Annotated in this window: 19 protein-coding genes; 7 read left to right on the top strand and 12 right to left on the bottom strand. The window is 28.3% G+C overall.

Annotated features, from left to right (window positions below; translation table 11 throughout):
• Positions 1-118 precede the first annotated feature (118 nt).
• The 5 genes from AC1XWJ_RS05800 to AC1XWJ_RS05780 all read left to right on the top strand — a co-directional run bounded on the left by AC1XWJ_RS05800 (position 119) and on the right by AC1XWJ_RS05780 (position 3689).
• Positions 119-343, top strand: a complete 225-nt coding sequence (locus AC1XWJ_RS05800; RefSeq protein WP_483334942.1) for a hypothetical protein — start codon at positions 119-121, stop codon at positions 341-343.
• Between the two features lie 52 nt (positions 344-395).
• On the top strand, positions 396-1253 hold the full coding sequence (locus tag AC1XWJ_RS05795) for a DNA adenine methylase (RefSeq protein WP_483334941.1): 858 nt from the start codon (positions 396-398) through the stop codon (positions 1251-1253).
• 130 nt (positions 1254-1383) lie between these two features.
• Positions 1384-2487 (top strand): tyrosine-type recombinase/integrase, encoded by a 1104-nt coding sequence (locus tag AC1XWJ_RS05790; protein WP_483334940.1) that lies wholly within the window; start codon positions 1384-1386, stop codon positions 2485-2487.
• Between the two features lie 186 nt (positions 2488-2673).
• Positions 2674-3108: a MarR family winged helix-turn-helix transcriptional regulator gene (locus AC1XWJ_RS05785; protein ID WP_483334939.1), complete on the top strand. Its 435-nt coding sequence runs from the start codon at positions 2674-2676 to the stop codon at positions 3106-3108.
• Between the two features lie 32 nt (positions 3109-3140).
• Entirely contained in the window at positions 3141-3689 is a 549-nt protein-coding gene (locus tag AC1XWJ_RS05780) for an NADPH-dependent FMN reductase (RefSeq protein ID WP_483335015.1), read from the top strand.
• Positions 3690-3752: 63 nt separating this feature from the next.
• Here AC1XWJ_RS05780 and AC1XWJ_RS05775 read toward each other — a convergent pair whose 3' ends face one another.
• The 5 genes from AC1XWJ_RS05775 to AC1XWJ_RS05755 all read right to left on the bottom strand — a co-directional run bounded on the left by AC1XWJ_RS05775 (position 3753) and on the right by AC1XWJ_RS05755 (position 10835).
• Positions 3753-4937, bottom strand: coding sequence for a dicarboxylate/amino acid:cation symporter (locus tag AC1XWJ_RS05775; protein WP_483334938.1), 1185 nt, complete (start codon positions 4935-4937; stop codon positions 3753-3755).
• A gap of 143 nt (positions 4938-5080) precedes the next feature.
• A complete protein-coding gene (locus AC1XWJ_RS05770; protein WP_483334937.1) occupies positions 5081-5644 on the bottom strand; it encodes a TetR/AcrR family transcriptional regulator C-terminal domain-containing protein in 564 nt (187 codons plus the stop codon).
• 46 nt (positions 5645-5690) lie between these two features.
• On the bottom strand, positions 5691-6854 hold the full coding sequence (locus AC1XWJ_RS05765) for an AI-2E family transporter (protein ID WP_483334936.1): 1164 nt from the start codon (positions 6852-6854) through the stop codon (positions 5691-5693).
• Positions 6854-8110, bottom strand: a complete 1257-nt coding sequence (locus AC1XWJ_RS05760; RefSeq protein ID WP_483334935.1) for a hypothetical protein — start codon at positions 8108-8110, stop codon at positions 6854-6856. The genes AC1XWJ_RS05765 and AC1XWJ_RS05760 overlap by 1 nt, the downstream gene beginning before the upstream one ends.
• A gap of 193 nt (positions 8111-8303) precedes the next feature.
• Positions 8304-10835, bottom strand: coding sequence for a YhgE/Pip domain-containing protein (locus AC1XWJ_RS05755; protein WP_483334934.1), 2532 nt, complete (start codon positions 10833-10835; stop codon positions 8304-8306).
• A 200-nt stretch (positions 10836-11035) separates the two neighbouring features.
• Between AC1XWJ_RS05755 and AC1XWJ_RS05750 the strand changes: the two genes are divergently transcribed.
• Together AC1XWJ_RS05750 and AC1XWJ_RS05745 are read left to right on the top strand one after the other, a co-directional pair.
• Positions 11036-11470 (top strand): LytTR family DNA-binding domain-containing protein, encoded by a 435-nt coding sequence (locus tag AC1XWJ_RS05750; RefSeq protein WP_483334933.1) that lies wholly within the window; start codon positions 11036-11038, stop codon positions 11468-11470.
• A 10-nt stretch (positions 11471-11480) separates the two neighbouring features.
• On the top strand, positions 11481-11930 hold the full coding sequence (locus AC1XWJ_RS05745; protein WP_483334932.1) for a DUF3021 domain-containing protein: 450 nt from the start codon (positions 11481-11483) through the stop codon (positions 11928-11930).
• 49 nt (positions 11931-11979) lie between these two features.
• Here the strand turns inward: AC1XWJ_RS05745 and AC1XWJ_RS05740 are convergent, their stop codons facing one another.
• The 7 genes from AC1XWJ_RS05740 to AC1XWJ_RS05710 form a co-directional block, all read right to left on the bottom strand.
• Entirely contained in the window at positions 11980-12726 is a 747-nt protein-coding gene (locus AC1XWJ_RS05740) for a DeoR/GlpR family DNA-binding transcription regulator (RefSeq protein ID WP_483334931.1), read from the bottom strand.
• Between the two features lie 16 nt (positions 12727-12742).
• Positions 12743-13288 carry an RDD family protein gene (locus AC1XWJ_RS05735; protein WP_483334930.1) on the bottom strand — a complete coding sequence of 182 codons (546 nt, stop codon included), beginning with the start codon at positions 13286-13288 and terminating at the stop codon, positions 12743-12745.
• A gap of 6 nt (positions 13289-13294) precedes the next feature.
• Positions 13295-14014 carry a YebC/PmpR family DNA-binding transcriptional regulator gene (locus tag AC1XWJ_RS05730; RefSeq protein ID WP_483334929.1) on the bottom strand — a complete coding sequence of 240 codons (720 nt, stop codon included), beginning with the start codon at positions 14012-14014 and terminating at the stop codon, positions 13295-13297.
• 126 nt (positions 14015-14140) lie between these two features.
• Positions 14141-14779, bottom strand: a complete 639-nt coding sequence (locus AC1XWJ_RS05725; RefSeq protein ID WP_483334928.1) for a hypothetical protein — start codon at positions 14777-14779, stop codon at positions 14141-14143.
• Positions 14780-14842: 63 nt separating this feature from the next.
• Entirely contained in the window at positions 14843-15355 is a 513-nt protein-coding gene (locus AC1XWJ_RS05720) for a sigma-70 RNA polymerase sigma factor region 4 domain-containing protein (RefSeq protein ID WP_483334927.1), read from the bottom strand.
• Between the two features lie 172 nt (positions 15356-15527).
• The gene (locus tag AC1XWJ_RS05715) at positions 15528-16403 is read right to left on the bottom strand and encodes a DMT family transporter (protein WP_483334926.1); all 876 of its coding nucleotides are present in this window, start codon (positions 16401-16403) and stop codon (positions 15528-15530) included.
• Between the two features lie 211 nt (positions 16404-16614).
• A complete protein-coding gene (locus tag AC1XWJ_RS05710) occupies positions 16615-18423 on the bottom strand; it encodes an ABC transporter substrate-binding protein (RefSeq protein WP_483334925.1) in 1809 nt (602 codons plus the stop codon).
• Between the last annotated feature and the right edge of the window lie 196 nt (positions 18424-18619).

Raw genomic sequence — 18619 nt, 5'->3', positions numbered from 1 at the left:
ATACATATACTTATTATTGAATGATATATGTAAAAATAAAAAATACAGAAATTATTGGAATAATTTAAGTCATACTAATTTTAATATTTTAACATCTTCTAAATTAGAAAACAATTTTTTGAACAAAATTAATATTACAGAGAATACATCGAACAATGATATAAAAGATATTATATCTAATTTTAAAAATGAAACCCAAATAGATTTAAAAGAACTTATTACTGAAACTCAGCTATTTAATTTCTATTATGAACATAATATAGAAGAGCTGGAAAAATTTTATTCATATACAAAAGAAGCCATAGAAAAAACAAGTAAATATATTAAATCTAAAAATTATTAAATACTGGCCAATAGTAAATTAATCTGCTATAATTAAACAGAGGTGATTAGCTATGAGTAAAAATATGTCTCCATTAAGATATCCTGGTAGTAAAAATAAAACGTATGAATATGTAAAGAATTTAATACAAATAAATAAATGTATCACATATATTGAACCATTTGTAGGCGGAGGTAGTGTGGCCATAAAATTATTACTCCATAACGACGTAAAAAAAATTATAATAAATGATTACGATAAAGCTATATATGCTTTTTGGTACTCTGTATTAAATCATACTGAAGAATTAGTATACCTTATAGAACATACTAAAATAACAATAGAAGAATGGCATAGACAAAAAGAAATAAATAAGAATAAAGAACAAAATGATAATTTATTAGAAATAGGTTTTTCTACACTATTTCTTAATAGAACGAATAGATCGGGTATAATTAAAGCAGGTGTTATCGGAGGATTAAATCAAGAAGGTAATTATAAACTAGATTGTAGATTTAATAAAACTAGTATAATAAAAAAAATAAAAGACGTGGCCAAGTACAAAAATAGAATAAAACTATACAATAAAGATGCGGAAAACTTTATTAAACAAAACGTTACTAAAACTAAAAACTCTTTAACATTTTTAGATCCGCCTTATTACAATAAAGGACCTGAGTTATACGTTAATTTCTACAGACATGATAATCATAAAAGTTTGGCCAACACCATAAAAAAATCATTGTGTGATAAGATATGGATACTAACCTATGATAATGTTAATGAAATATCCGATATGTACAAAAATTACAATAAAATAGAATATTACTTAAATTATTCTGCTGGTAAACCTATAAAAGGGATAGAATACATGTTCTTTTCTCAAAGAATAAATCCGGGCCAGTATGATAAATATTTAAAAATAAAATAAAAAACCTCCCCCACTTCGCCAAAAGTGGAAGAGTCTATATAGCGTATAGTTAAATACACTAGTCTAACCAACTAATATTATACTATACGTTTCTTAATAATGCAAATTTTGAAAGGAGCGTATTTTTTTTATGAATATAAAAGAGTATGAAAAAAAAGGAAAAAAACATTACAAAGTAGTTAATCTATATTTAGGATTAGATCCAATAACAAATAAAGAAATCAGAAAAAATAAAGCTGGTTTTAAAACTAAAAAAGACGCTAAATTATATATAGCAAAAATGCAAAATGAATTTCAAGAAAATAATTTAATAGCACGTTCAAAAGAACCTAAATTTGTGGATATATATAACATGTGGTTTGATGTTTATAAAAAAAGTGTAAAAGATTCAACTATTATATCAAATACAAAAATGTTACAGACTATAGCAAATCACTTTAATAACATAAAAATAAAAGATATCACAACTCCCATTGTACAGGATTTTATAAACAGTCTAACCACTAACTATAAAAATAGTACAATAAAAAAGTTTAAATCTATACTATCAATGATAATAAAGTATGCAATAGAAATTAGAGTATTAAATTATAATCCTGTAACATATGTTAAAATAATAAATAAAAAAGAAGAATTAGAAAATAAAGATAACTTCTACTCCAAACAAGAGTTAAAAGAGTTTCTAAATAAGATAGAAGATGAACCAATAAGAACTCAGGCATTATTTTACTTGCTTGCTTTTACTGGGGCAAGAAAGGGCGAAATATTAGCTTTAACTTGGCAAGACGTAGATTTTGAAAACGAAACAATAATGATAAACAAAACTCTTTCTAGAACAAACGGAAAACCTATAATAAGTACTCCTAAAAATAAATATAGTAATAGGATAATAAGTCTTGATGATTTTACAAAAAACATATTAAAAAAATACAAAAATACAACCGAAAACAATGTGTTATTTTGTGATAAAAGGCAAAATTTTCATTACCTAACGTTTCCTAATGATGAATTGAAACGTATATATAATAAATATCCAAAATTAAGAATAATAACAATTCATGGTTTTAGACATACTCACGCTAGCTTATTATTTGAAGCCGGTGCAGACTTAAAAGATGTTCAAATTCGTTTAGGGCATAATAACATAACAACAACTATGAATATTTATACGCACGTTACTAAAAATAAAAAAGAAGAACTAGCAGAGAAATTCAAAAAATATATATCTTTGTGATAATCGTATACATTTCGTATACTTTTTTAAAATCACAAAGTCATAAATACAGTTATATCAACAGTTTATATATTTATTTATTTTCTATGCAAGAAGATATATTTTTTAAATTTTAATATTGACATTTGTAATAACTAGTGATAAAATTCAAATATAACTAATTAGTAATATTTGGAGGAAGTCTTTATGGATACATCATGGGAAAGAAATTCATCAATACACGCTCAAATAGTTTTTAAAAAAGCTGAACGAACTATAAATAATAAAATAGGGAAAAGTATCCGCGAATTTGGATTAACTAATCCTCAATTTTCAGTTTTAGATGTTCTTTATACAAAAGGAGAAATGCGTGTCTGTGATTTAATAGCCAAAAGTCTAGCTACTTCTGGTAATATGACGGTAATTCTCAAAAATATGGAACGTGACGGTCTAATATATAGACACAAAGATTTAAAAGACAAACGTGCCTTCGTTCTAGGTCTTACAGAAGAAGGTAAAAGGCTTTTTGAACAAATATTACCTGAACATAGAAATGAAATAGAAAATGTCTATGGAATTCTTTCAAAAGAAGAAAAACAAACACTAATTAGTATTCTCAAAAAATTCAAAAATTTAGATTAATACCGGAGGAATATTATAATGGCTAATAAAAAATAGGAATAGTATTAGGATCTTTTAGAAATGGATCTTTCAATAAAAATTTGGCAGATTACATATTTGAAACTTTACAAAACAAGGGAATAGATGCTGAATTTGTAGAATATCGCAACATACCTATTTTAGAACAAGACACTGAATACCCTACACCAAAAGAAGTAACAGATGTTCGTGAACAAGTAGCGAATTTAGATGGACTTTGGATAGTATCACCAGAATATAATGGATCTTATCCTGCTTTAGTAAAAAATCTATTAGATTGGTTATCAAGACCAGCAAAACCATTTGATTTTGAAACACCTACTGTAATAAATTCATTACCAACTACAGTCTCTGCTGCTGCAGGTTCAACTAAAGCAAAATTTGTTCGCGCACAAATACTAGGTCTTTTAGCATATATACGTACTAATGTTATGCCAGGTGAGGGAGTAGGTCTTCAAATACCAACAGAAGCGTGGCAAACAGGCAAATTTACTTTATCTGATGACCAAAAAGAAGAAGTAAATAATCAAATAGATGAGTTTATAAATTTCATAAATAATTAAGATTTCTTTTTCATATATAGATATACAAAAAAGCAACTGAAAAAATTTCAGTTGCTTTTTATTTTATGCTTTTTTGAAAAATTTTTGATTAATTTTATCTACTATTGAAGACAATGCTGCATCTCCAGTAATATTACACGCAGTTCCAAAACTATCTTGAGCAATGTATAATGCTATCATTAATGAAATCATAATTTCATTAAATCCTAGGACAGATTGTAAAAGTCCTAATGCAGCCATTACTGCTCCACCAGGAACTCCAGGTGCTGCTACCATTGTAACTCCTAGCATAATTATAAATTGAATCATTAATGCTAACGATGGGAACTCTCCACCATTTTGTAACCAATATACTGCAGTTGCACAAGTTGTCAGTGTAATTGTACTTCCTGATAAATGAATTGTCGCAAATAACGGAACTGTAAAATTAGCTACCGATGGATTTACTCCCATTTTCTTTGTACAATCCAAAGTTACTGGAATTGTTGCTGCAGATGATTGTGTTCCTATCGCAGTGAAATATGCTGGTAAAATCTTAGAAATCATCTTAAATGGATTACGTCCATTTAGTGTTCCACCTATTAAATATTGAATACAAATAATTACAAAATGTAATACCAAAATAAGAACAAATACTAACAAGAATATTTTTAATATCTTAAATACTTCTCCAGATACAGTTATATTAGAGAATACACCTAAGATGTAGAATGGTAATAATGGTATGATTACTTTATTTAATAATAATTCAACTATCTTCCCAAATTCGTCAAATGCTCTCTTCATAGAATCTAGTTGTAATGATGAAATACCAATTCCAACAACAAATGATAAAATTAAGGCAGTAGTTACACTAAATACTGGCGCCATCTCTATATTAATATATCCTGAAAGTAATAAATCTTCTGGATTCTCTAAACTTTGTAATGATGATCCTTTTAGAACATTAGGTAATACTCCTTGAGCTACAAAATATGCAAGCCCTCCTGCAATTAGCGTTGACACATAAGCAAGTAAAGTAGACATTCCTAATAATTTTCCTGCATTTCCAGAAATTTGACTAATCCCAGGTACTATAAAGCCAATAATTATTAAAGGTATTGCAAATCCTAAAAATGAGCTAAATATACTAGAAAATGTTACTAATATTTTTATAATAGATACGGGTAAGACTTTACCTAATAAGACACCCAGAACTAAAGCTATAATTAACTTAACTAATAATGGTAATTTTTTATAAAAACTCATATTTTTCATTCCTTTCTTTTAATTGTATTTTTAGAAAAAACATGTGTATATTATACACGAAACATTTTTGTTTGTAAATAGCAAAATAAAAAAATTTAGTATGAATTTTCAAAAATTATATTAACTCATACTAAATTTATAATTTATATTTTATTAATAACATTCATTCGATCCAAAGAGATTTTTATATTACCTTCAATAGTTATAATAAGCAACTCTCCTAATTCTTCTGGAGTAATTTTCATTCCCCCCATAGACCAGCGTTCTAACGTATTTATAATTGCTCCTACATAAAAATCAATTATAAAATCTAATTTATCATCTTGTTCATATGACATATCATTGTACGCTAATACAAAATTTAGGACTATCGGTCTAATTTCAGAAAATAAAAAATCTTGAACCTGTGCCCTATCAGAAATAGTATAAAAACAGCTACATATTTCTTTATTATTATATAAATAATTAATTAGGTCTAGTAAGCTATTCTCCCACTCTTCATTATTCAGTCCTACTTTTAACACATTAACTATATCAGTTTCTACCACCCATTTTAGTAAATCATATATATCTGTAAAATGGTAATAAAATGTTGGTCTAGTAATGTTACAATCCTTTATTAAATCACTAACTTTTATCTTTTCAAAAGGTTTTGTTATCATCTTATTTTTCAAAGCTTCTGCTATTTTCTGCTTAGTTGATAACATATTTATAATATACCTCCTTACAAAATTATATTATAAAAAGGAGAAGCTATTCTCCTTTATAAATTCTGTTATATCTACTTTTTATTAAGAATAATATTTTTTCAAATAATATCTTCAAAATTGCATAGACAGGTATTCCTATTATCGCACCTACAATTCCCATCATATTAGCCGCTATAATAATTACAAAAATTACTGTTAGAGGATGTTGATTCATACTTCTTCCCATTATATTTGGAGAGATAAAGTTCCCTTCCAAAAATTGTACAACAAACCATACTATAAGCATTTTTACTACCATTACCCAATCCGTCGCAAAAGCTACCAACATTGCAGGAGTTATAGCTAATATAGGCCCCAAGTAAGGAACAATACTCAATATCGCTGCTAATGTTGCTAAAGAAACAGCATAAGATAATCCTATAATTTGATAACCTATAAATAATAGTACACCTATGCATAATGAAACTAACATTTGTCCCGATATATATGCACCTAATTTATTATCAATCTCGTCTAATGTTTCTTCTACAGGTTGCTGGAATTTGCTAGGTAGTTTACTTATAACAAAATTTTGGAATTTTGTAGAATCTTTTAATAAGTAAAACAAAACAAAAGGAGCAGTCATAAGAACAGTCGCTGTAGATGAGAATGCCGAAGCTACTCCGGATACCGAGTTTCCAAAAATATCAAATGCTTTAGCACTTAATTGCGTCGTATTCAAATTATTATTAATATAATCCGTTATGCTTTTAACTATTGCATTATCTGCATTTGATTCTAAGTAACCTTTTATCGTATTAACATATCCCGGTATTGCTCCGATAAGATGTTGAGTTTGTTCAACTATTACCGGTATTGCTCCTACAAAAATAGCAATTATAACAACAATTCCAAAAACCATAGATAGTATAGAAGCTAATGAACGATTTAGTGAAAATCTCTTAACCAAAAGATTATTAACCGGTCTTAAAACATAGAAGAATATATAAGCAACTAATACTGGTGTAATCATACTATCTACAATAATATTAATTGGTTCTAATACTCCGTAAATTTGTCTATAAAGCCAAATAGCTATAAAAACTAAAATTACCATTGACAGAACATATGCACTTAATTTGCCACCTAAGAATTGAATAATTTTTTGTTCTTTGGTACTTTCTGCTTCTATTCCTAATTTATCTTTAATTAGTTTTTCTTGACTCATTAATTCTCTCCTTTACATTTATTACTATATAATTTTTTTGTTATAACATTAGAATATAGTTTAGCATATTCTTTGTCTAAATATAATTTATAAGATCCTGGCGAAGATATACCAGATACACTTACTATATCAAAACCTGTCTTACCTACTATTGTGTCCGCGAGTAGAACACAGTTAGTAGTTAGTACAAAATAAGTTTTAAATCTTGAACGGTTAAATTTATAGATTCTCGTTGGAATTTTTTGTGATAAATCTCCCAAATAACTCTCTAATTGAGCCTTAGATGTTAATTCATAACGATAAACATTACTCATAAGTTCAGAAATTTGATATTCTACAATCAATCTTTGTTCATTAGTTAAATGGAGTCCATATCGATAAACTCCTTTATAACTATGATAATCACTAAGCCAATTTCCGTAATCCTCACTTTTAACGATATATAATACACCGTCCCCTTTACTACCAAAAAGTTTGTGAGAATCTACATCATAATGCCCATAAGAATATGTATATCCCTTATAAGAAATATCTACATGACCTGCTATTGAGGCACCTTTTTCTGCTGTATGAACCCATACTTCCAAATCAACGGTTTTATTTCTAGTTGCTAACTTTTTCTTATTCAAAAAATCAGCGTTATATGTATCAGCCTGAGAATTATCTTTACGCAAAGAATACATAGGAAACAATGCAGAAAATACTACGGGTAATCTAACTCTAAATTTACGCTTAGTAGTAATTTTATATTTTTTTGATATGCTCAATGCATCAAAAATATACATAAATCCTAATAATACCAAGTATAAACCTAATTTATAATATATATTATTCTCAAAAGAATACCTAAAATTAATAAACAATGACAATCCTACTATTAAATGAAAAATACCTCTAAATAAAATATAAATAGCACCTTTTGCTTTATCCATATATTGTAGAATAAAATTATAAATACATACTATCCCCAAAAATAATTGATAAATTCCGATAAACACTACCGTTAGTAATGCTGCAAATCCGTAATTATATAACCAAAAAATACCTATTATCAAATATATTACGGAATAAAAAATATTTTTTCCTGTTCTATCTCTTAATGATTTTATTAGAAATTTTAACGATAAAAATACGAATATTAATGCTGAAAAATAATAAAAACTTTTAGCAGCTTCTAAACCTATTATCCAAAGTATTAAACCTATTAATAAAATAAATATACCTTGTCTTAATTGTTTAAAATTTATTTCACTCAATCATAAACACTCCTAAAAACATTGTATGTCAACTATTTTATCATAAATAAGATAAAATAAAAAGTAAAATTAAGATATCAAACCCTTACAAAATGTAGAAAATTAAAATATATATAAGTTATATTAAAAGAAAAACCAGAGATATATCATCTCTGGTCGTAAATTTAATTTTTAATTTCCTATTGTCCTTTTACTATATATTTAAAAGTTTTTTATATTTTTCTCTATTTGTTTCATTGTACAAGTAATATAATCTAATAAGAAGTAACATTATTACAAACATAATAGTTAAATAAACTAATGCCGAACGATAGTTATCGTTTAATCCGCCTGCTATAGCGTGTTGTAATCCTTGTAAAGCTTTTGTCATTGGTAATATATCGTGTAACTTCATAAAGAATGAATTTGACGTTTCTATTGGGAAAGTCCCTCCTGCACTAGCAAGTTGTAAAACTAGCAATATAATAGAAACAAAGCGTCCTATATTACCCATAGTTATAGTTAATAATGTAATAAATGCCATATATGCTAATGAAATAATAATTAATATTAAATAATAATGTGTTACATTTTCTACTGGCAATCCTACTAACTTCTGCATCAAGAACCCTGTAATTATTGCTTGAACAAATGCTTGAATAAGCATAACTCCTATTTTACCTCTGTGCCACTTACGTTTTCTACTCAAACTATAATCTGAAGATGATGTCATAGAATATATTGTATTAAATGCAATGGCTGCTATATAAAATCCTAAAGGTATTAAATAAGCTGCAAACATCATACCATAATTAGCAACATCATTTATTGCTGTTTTTTCCGTATTAGTTGGCGTGGTTATAAATTGCACTTTTTCTGAAAGATTATTTTGTTCTAATGCAGAAACTCCAGATATAATACCGTCGTTCAAAGTAGATAATCCATCTGTAATCTTGTTATTACCATTAGATAACTCTCCAGAACCGGATACTAACTTGTTACTTCCTGTAATTAATTGTGATAATCCATCATTTATTTGTGGGAAAAACATACTATTGAACATATCACTTCCCGACGCTAATTCATTTACCCCTGACTCTAAAGTATTAACACCATTAACTAATTTCTGTGTTCCACTAAATGCTGACTGTACTCCATTATTTACTTTTGCAACACCGTTATTATATTCAATATATTTATCACTTAACTGTGTACTACCATCTTTCAACTTACTAACACCTTCTGCCATAGTCATTATTGACTTCTTACTATTTTGTGTAGCTGTTATTAATTGGTTAGTACCTAAATTCACTTGTTGATAACCATTGTTTAGGCTACTTAACCCTGAATCTAAGCTCGCCATTCCAGTTACTAAACCGTTGTCTAATCCGCTTCTAATTTTTTCTAGACCTGTTACTAATTTAAGAACTTCTGCTTTTTGTTGCTCTGCTTGTTTTTGAACATTTATCAATGCTTGATCTATTTCTCTTTTTAATCCTTGTAATGTTGTAGTCATTACTTGAGCATTTGTTGCATTTATCGTAGCCAAAATAGAATTTTGGTCTGCTTGTGATAAATTTGCAAATGTTTGATTATTACTCAACGCTTGCGCATATACATTGTTAATATTCGTCATTTGTTCTCTTGTAATAGCAAGTTTTGAAAAATCTATTTGTGAACTTATTCCAGAATTTTGCAAAGTTTGTTTTATTATAGCTAATTGCTCCAAAGAAGGAACACTACTATCCATAGATTGAATACCAGTATTTAGCTGACTAGCTCCTGCACTTAATTTATTTATGGCTTCTTGAACTGACGCACTACCAGTTTGTAATTGTAGCAATTTATTTTGATTTTCTTGTACAGTTGCTCTATCTAAGCTAGCTTGCAAACTACTATCAAGGGTTATTAATCCTTTGCTCAAATCATTTATTCCATTTTGAAACAACGAGCCATTTTCTACCAATTTGGTAATCCCCTCTGCTAATGTTCCCAAGCCTTCTGCTAAAGTTACTTGTCCAGAAGATAATTCTGGAATTTTATTTGATACAGTTGCTAAACCGTCATTAATTTTGGCATATTGCAAAGAAGCATCATTAACTTTGGACATCATCGTCGTTTGTCCATTATTTAACGTAATAAGTCCTGTACTCAAAGAGGTCAATCCTTCTCCTAATTTACTACTACCATCGACTAATTGAGCAGTACCTGAAGAAGCATCTCCTAGTTTACCTTTTAGAGTATTTAGATTATCAGAGATTGCTGTAACATATTTTTCAGTAATTTGCTTATTAAGATTTGAACTTATAGCATTAGCTCCACTTCTTGTCATCATATATCCTGCATAATTTTTAGCAGGGTTAACTTTATACTCTAAAGGTATTGTCTCCGTACCTTTATTTAACGCCTTATCCGTAAAATCTTTATTTATATACAAAGCCATATAATAGCCATTTCCTTCAACGCCTTTATCAGCATCTTCTCTACTAACAAAGTGCCATTCAAAATCATTGCTATCTTTTAATTTATCAACTAAAGTATTTCCTATATTAATACTTTCGCTACCACTCATTGCTCCTAAATCTTCATTGACTACGGCTACCGGAACTTTATCAGTTCTTCCGTAAGGATCCCACATAGATTTAGCAAATATTCCTGCATATATCATCGGTAAAAATAATATTGCTATTAGAGAAATAACTAACTTCTTATTTCTAAAGACTGATTTCACTTCTTTTTTTATCATTAACAACTTCTCCTTTCAAAAATTTATAATACACTGATATATTTTAACGCTAAAAAATAATAAATACAACATACAAAATTTAAAAAATGTAAAAAAATAATTAATAATTACCAAATAGATAATATTTTCTTCCACATATATACAATATATGGAATAATACAAAAATTTAATATAAAATATAGAAAAGGAGGTAGATAGCTATGAAAATAGAAATAATCACTGATACAAATGAAGAAGAACTGCTAGTAAAAATCTTTGCTAAGCAAATAAACGATGACGTTCAGAAAATAATATCATTATTAAACAAAAATCAAGATTCTATTATAGGTTTTAAGAACGATCAAGCGTTTATAATTGAAGAAGCAAATATTATAAGAATATATATTGAAGATAAAAAAGTCTTTATAAAAACTGTAGATGATATTTACTCTAGCAAAAAAAGATTATACGAAATAGAAAATTCCCTAGGAAATGATTTTATAAAAATTTCTCAAAGCGAAATAGCTAATATAAAATATATAAAGAAACTAGACTTTAGCTATACAGGAACAATAATGTTAATATTCAAAAACGGAGATAAATCATTTGTTTCAAGGAGATCGTTAAAAACATTCAAAGATAAATTAGGAATATAGGAGGAATAAAATGAAAATAATAGATTATATAATAACAACTATTAAATATGCTTTTATCGGAGTAGGCTGGGGAACTTTAATTCATTACATAACTACAATTTTAATAAACAAAGGCTTCTACCCTACCGTACCAAGTTTTGCACACAAATTCGATAATCTGTCTAATGCAGTAGGCGTGCAATTACTTCTTTTTGCAATCTTAGGGATATTACAAGGATATTCTTCGTATATCTTTAGAAAAGAAAATCTTTCTCTTTCAACAAGAACTATCGCTCACTTTTTCTTAATATTAGTACCACTATGGATTGTAGGAATTATTTTGCATTGGTTTAGCTTCTCTAAAACATCAATGATAATGTTTTTCCTAATATTTACAATTCTTTATATTATATTCTATACACTTACATACATTAACGAAAAAAGAAAAATAGAACTAATAAATAAGAAATTGAATAATTAGAACAACAAAAAGAGGTATGAAAAATCATACCTCTTTCTTATTTTATAAACTATATTATCTCTACTACTTTTTTGTACTGTTCTTTTATATTAGCATCTAATTTTGAATCTGTTATTATCCCTGTAATATTGTAAAGTTTGTAAAACGAATAAAAAGCGTGAGTGAAAAATTTTGTATTGTCAGCTAAGACATATTTTTCTGTTGCATTGTTCAAAATAATGTCATTGCACTTTCCTTCTTCTTCATCAGAAATAGTTACATTATCAATATCAATGCCATTAACTCCTATAAACGCTTTGTTCACACTTATTTTACTCAAAGTTTCCTGTGTGAAATAACCGACAAATCCTTTTGTTTTTGATCGATAACGTCCTCCTACAAAAATCAAATCAATAGTTTCAGATTCTTTAAATTGTTCAAAAATAGTTATAGAATTAGTTACTATATTTATATGCTTATTTTTTATATACTCGTGCAAATAACTTGTTGTACTCCCAGGCCCTATAAAAATAGTTTCATTTTCTTTTATTATGTTAGCTACTTTCTGAGCAATTTCTCGTTTTTCATCGACATTAATAGAGATTTTCTTGTTATAATTATCTTCTTGAAAAAAATTTTTTGGATTAGACTTAGCACCACCATGTATTCTAGTAAGATGACCGTACTCTTCCAACTCTTGCAAATCACGGCGAATAGTCATCTCCGTTACATTAAGTTCACTAGCCAAATTATGTACCTTTACTAAATGTCTTTTACTAAGCTCATTCAAAATATACATATGCCTATCTACTTTCATATCAAGAACCTCCCTACTATTTTTCGACTACTTTGGTTTTCAATGTTTTGTCATAAATACAGCTCATAACTACCTTGTTTGATTTTCTACTATCTATTATAGATGTTATTATACTCAAAGGTAGTGTTACCATAGCAAATAAAAATTTAAAAATAAAATCTCTCAAAAAGCTTTTCAAAATTCCAGGATTATTTCCATTTTTATCAACAACTTGAATTTTAAAAATTTTCTTTCCTAAAGTTTGACCACCAAATCTGTCTGGTAAAAAACCAAAAAGCACTAATGCTAAACAAATTACAGAGCCCATTAAATAATTAGCATTTTTTAACATTTCTGCATTTCCTTCAACAATACCTTTTGTCCTAAAAATATTAATAGCTAATATCATAACATAAGCAAAAGGATAAAATGTTATAGCATCTATTATTGTTGCCCATACTCTTTTTGAAATTTTTGCTTCTACAAAAAATTTTTCTTCTTTCTTTTCACTATTTACAATTTCTTTTTTTATAACATTACTTCCGTAAGAGTAAGAATTACTTTTTTTTAACTTTTTTGCCATAATATATTAAGCCTCTAAATCAACATTATGATATACTTGTTGAACATCTTCGCAATCATCAAGCATATATAACATCTTTTCAAATTTAGCTTTATCTTCTTCGTTAAGTGTAACTTCATTTTGAGGTATCATTGATATCTCTGCAATCTCAAATTCTTCAATACCTGATGATTTTAGTGCTTCTTGAATATCGTGGAAGTTTTCAGGTTCTCCATATATTATAGTCATATCATCTTCTACCAAAATATCTCTAGCATCTACATCTGCTTCCATAAGAATTTCTAAGAGTTCGTCCTCGCTCTTATTTAATACACCTATTACAGCAGTATTATCAAACATATAATTTACAGAACCTGTTACTCCTAGATTACCACCATTTTTTCCTAAAGCAGTTCTTACCTCTGCCGCTGTACGATTAACGTTATTTGTCAATGTGTCTATTATTACCATAGTTCCATTGACACCGAATCCTTCATAACGTAATTCGTCATAGTTTTCTTCTGCTCCACCTTTTGCTTTTTCGATAGCTCTGTCAACTATATTTTTCGGTACTCTATATGTCTTCGCTCTTTCCAAAACAACTTTTAAATTTCTATTACTTTCTGGATCCGGCTCACCACTTTTCGCTGCTTGATAAATTTCACGCCCAAATTTAGCATATATCTTACTAGTATTTGCATCTTTGGCTGCTTTTTTCTCTTTAATGTTATTCCATTTACGACCCATTATATTTCTCTCTTTCTTTATAATATTAATATCTATAATATACTATACTATCGTATTTTTACTTTTTTTTCAATAGATAACCGAACAAAAAAGAACAAGAAAGAAACTACTTTCTTGTTCTATTATTTAATTTGTAGTTGATTTTTCGTTTTGATAAATGTTTATCGTCCAGCCAGCAACTGTTCCGTCAGTATAATCAACTCTTCTAACTTCATATTCTGTATATTTTTTAGTTGATTCAACTAAAGATTTAACTTCTGAACGTCCGTAGTTGTGAGCTTCACTTTGGCTATTAAATAATTTTCCTGTATTTCCTATAGGAGTGGCTAATTTCTTACCATTTGTATCTACATTTCCAGCTTCATTCTTAACGTTGTTATTACCTTGGCTTGAAGAGTTATTGTTTGAAGTCGAATTTGAGTTAGAATTCGAATTAGAGTTCGAATTAGTACTTGATTTAGAGTTACTATTTGTTTTATTACTATTATCATTTGAACTACTGTTACTACTTGAAGTAGATGACGTACTACTGCTGCTATTGCTAGTACTGCTATTCGAATTTTCATTATTGTTATTTTTTGAAGAATCTTTGTTTTCACTACTTGTACTTGATTTTGTTGTAGAGTTAGTTGTTGTATTATTTTTCTTCGCAGAATCAGAGTCCGATCCTGTAAAATTCAATATCGCAAAAACCGCTCCAACAAAAACAACTATTCCTATTGCGGTTATAACAAGAATTCTCAAAAGTCTATCAATATTTTTCATCTAATTACTCCTTAACAATTAAGTTTATTATTTATTATATTGTAGTCCATTAAGAAATGAAAATCAAGAATTATAAATAATCTTTTTACATTTATCTTTAACACTTGCGATTAAATAGTATGTCTTACTTTTAGAAATATCTAATTCAAGCATAATTTGTTTAACACTTTTACAATTTAACAAGCTATTAAATACTATCAATTCTTCTTTAGATAATTCTAACTTAACACTTTCTACAAGGTCAATGTATTCTATGCTTGAGTCATTACTTTTAAAGATTTTTAAATTCTCAAGATTTTCAACAGTTACATATTTTTCTCTATTTCGTCTTCTAAGTTCATCAATTATCTTCCTTTTCATAGTTACAAAAGCAAATCTATCAAAATCTTCTCTAGTAATATCACCTTTTAATAAAATTTTGTAACTATCCAGCAACCCAATATACGCATAATGTCTAAAATCATCATAATTTTTCTTGGCTATATTACATTTATACATTGCTAGGTCGATTTTATCCCTATATTCCTCTAAAATTTTCTCAAACTCTTGTTCTTCTTCATAAGTAAAATTATACATAGTTTTTACTCCTTATTTATAAAATTATATATTTTTAAATTAAAAATATACTAAAAATTTTCTCTCCATTTACTATGTTAATTTACTATACTATATTTCCTTTTTTATTAATTCTATTATAACGCTTTCAAATGAAAATTACAAATGATATTCATCTATTTTTTGAATTTTTTTATTTCTTCTCGGATAAAATAATTCCAACAAAAACTAATACCATTCCTATAATTTCTCTATGAGATAATACCTCTCCTAAGATGATTACTCCTCCTATTGCTGCAACAACAGATTCAAAACTCATAATTAATGAAGCAGTGTGCGACGGAACTTCTCTTTGGGCAATAATTTGGAATGTATAACCGACCCCACTAGACAAAATACCTAGAGCTAATAATGGAATAATAACACTTGCTATACTAACTAAGTTAAATCCTTCCCTAAAATATGCAGTAGTCAAACTCAAAATACTTACGACAAAAAGTTGTCCTATTGATAGGAACATTGCATTAACTCTACCTGCCGAATATCCTACAACAAGAATATGAATAGCATATAGAAATGCACTAGCCAAAACTATTAAATCTCCATATTCTAATGTAAAATCACCTTTTATTGACAAAAAATAAAGACCTACTAAAGATATAACAAGTCCTATCAAAAAGAACTTATTAAGACGCTGCCCAAAACATACTGTTATTAATGGAACAATACAAATATATAGAACAGAAATAAAACCCGTTTTACTAGCAGTAGTGTGCTCTAAACCTACTTGCTGAACATACATCGCAAAAAATAAGACTACTCCGCAAATCAATGCTAGAAATAATCCTTGATACTTATTAGACGTTAATTTTATTTTTGGTTCTTGACTACGATAGATTGTCGGGACACAAACTACCAAAAATGTCAAAAAAATAGCAGCTATAATAGAACGAACACCGACAACTGTCAAAGCACCTAGTTCTTTACTAGCTATACTCTGCCAAACAAACGCCAATCCCCAAATGGTAGTTGCTATTAATAACAATATTTCTGATATATATCTACGCATAACTTCCTCCTATTACCTACTCATCTTTATTATAGCATACGAAGTATATTCATAGAAGTTCTTGTATTAATATTTATTTTATAACGACAAAAATTATTCTAAATATTCTAGTTATTAGCAAATATACACTAAAGTAAAATTATAAAAATAATAATATAACCAAAAAAGATTGACTTCTGTTCCCAGAAATCAATCTCTTACTAATATTTAATTATCCTTGAGCACTTTTATCCGCTGTTAATTCGATACTTTCAATACCTATTTGATTTTTCTTTAGTTTATCAAAATCAAATGATTTAACACGTTTGTTTACCCATACCATATCTGTATTCCAGCTAAATGGTAACCACGCTCTAGCTTCTGCGAAGTGTTTGTCGAAATCTTGATAAGCTGCTTTTAATTTAGCATCATCGAACATTTCGTTAGAGTTAATTTTAGCTAAATCTGCTTTTAATGTATCATTTGTATAACGTTGTAAGTTAAGTGGTGCTTTCTCTCCTACTAGTGCACTAGGGTTTGGATTAGTTCCTAATACCCAAGCTCCTTGGAAGATATCAATTCCCGGATCATCAGCTTGAACACGTTGACTAAATTCTTTTGGTGCCATTAGTTTTCCATCTACTAATTTAACGTCTAATCCTACATCTTTCCAAGATTTAATAAATGTATCTGCTAATGCTTGGTCAAATGATTGACCTACGTCACGGATAGCGAAGTTAAATGTTAATTTTTGTCCATTTTTGTCTTCACGTAATCCGTCTCCATCAACGTCTTTTAGACCTGCTTCATCAAGAAGTTTTTTCGCTTTTTCTTGATCAACTTTAAATCCTGTATTATCTTTGTTGTAGATAAAATCTACTACTGGTGGATAGAATCCTGATGCTGTTGGTGTAAAGCGAATTCCTTTGTAGATTTTCGCATTGATTTGATCCCAATCTACTGCGTAACCGAATGCTTCACGCACTTTTACATCAGCAGCTTTTGCATTAGGGTCTACTTCTACCATTCCTGTTTCTTTGTTAAGTTTTCCTAATTTAAATCCTACATAAGATAAGTAAAACGCTGGTCTTCCTAAGATAGTACCATTACTTAAATCTTTTGTATTTTCCCAAATATCTGCTGTTAAATCTCCCATAACATCTACATCTCCAGCTTTCATTACGTTACTAGCTTGAGCTGGTGTTACACGTTTAACTTCTACAGTTTTTATTTTTACTTCATCTTTTTTGAAGTAGTGTTCATTAGCCTTTAATAGAACACTTTCTCCAGCTACTACTTGGTCAATTACGTATGGTCCATAAGATAAAGGTTTTGTATTTAATTCTGCTTCTGCAAATTTAGTAAAGTCTTTTGATGCTTCTGCTACTTGATCAGCATTTAAGAATCCATCTCCTATAAATCCATCTCCCCAAAGTAGTGAAGGTGTTACTTCTGTAAATTGAATTTCAACAGTTTTGTCATCTACTGCTTTAATACCAGAAATTTTATCAGCTTCACCTTTGTGGTACGCTGCCATTCCTTCTATTCTCTCATAAGTTTCGTCGTAACGAACATTGTCAGTATAATCTTTGTTACCCATTAATTCATAAGTAGCAACGATATCTTTTGATGTAAATGGTTGTCCGTTACTCCAAGTAAGTTTGTCATTAATTTTTAATGTTACTTTCTTAGCATCTCTATCTAAGCTAAAAGATACAGCCGCGCTGCTATCATTTTGTTTGTAACGATATAAATCATCTTGTGCAAATGTTCTACCAGTAAACAAACCAGCTACTGTAGAATCAGTATATTGTAAAGAAAATACAGGGTTAAACAGACCTGTAAATGAATCAGCTGTCAAAATACCATATTTTAACGTTGATGATACTGCTGAACCACCATTATCTACCGTAGATTTAAATTCTACTGCTGGCTTAGTTCCATCAGACTTATTGCTAGATGATGAAGAAGAACACCCAGCCAAAACAATTGATAAAGCCATAGCCGAACTAAAAACTTTTAAAAATTTATTTTTTTTCATTCTTTTCCTCCTAAATACTTAAAATACATTATTTAAATGATTTTAAAATAATTTATAGATATTCTAACATCAAAAAATAAAAAAGTCAAGTAAGTTTTCAGAATATTTTAACTAAATTTAAATATTAACTTAATTTAATTTACTAATTATTATTTAATCAATATTTCTTAGGCTATATAGTATAAATATTGTAAAG

The organism is Gemelliphila sp. 1F1, assembly GCF_056897515.1.
The sequence above is the reverse complement of the archived record's forward strand: the minus strand, read 5'-3'. Positions and strand labels throughout refer to the sequence as shown.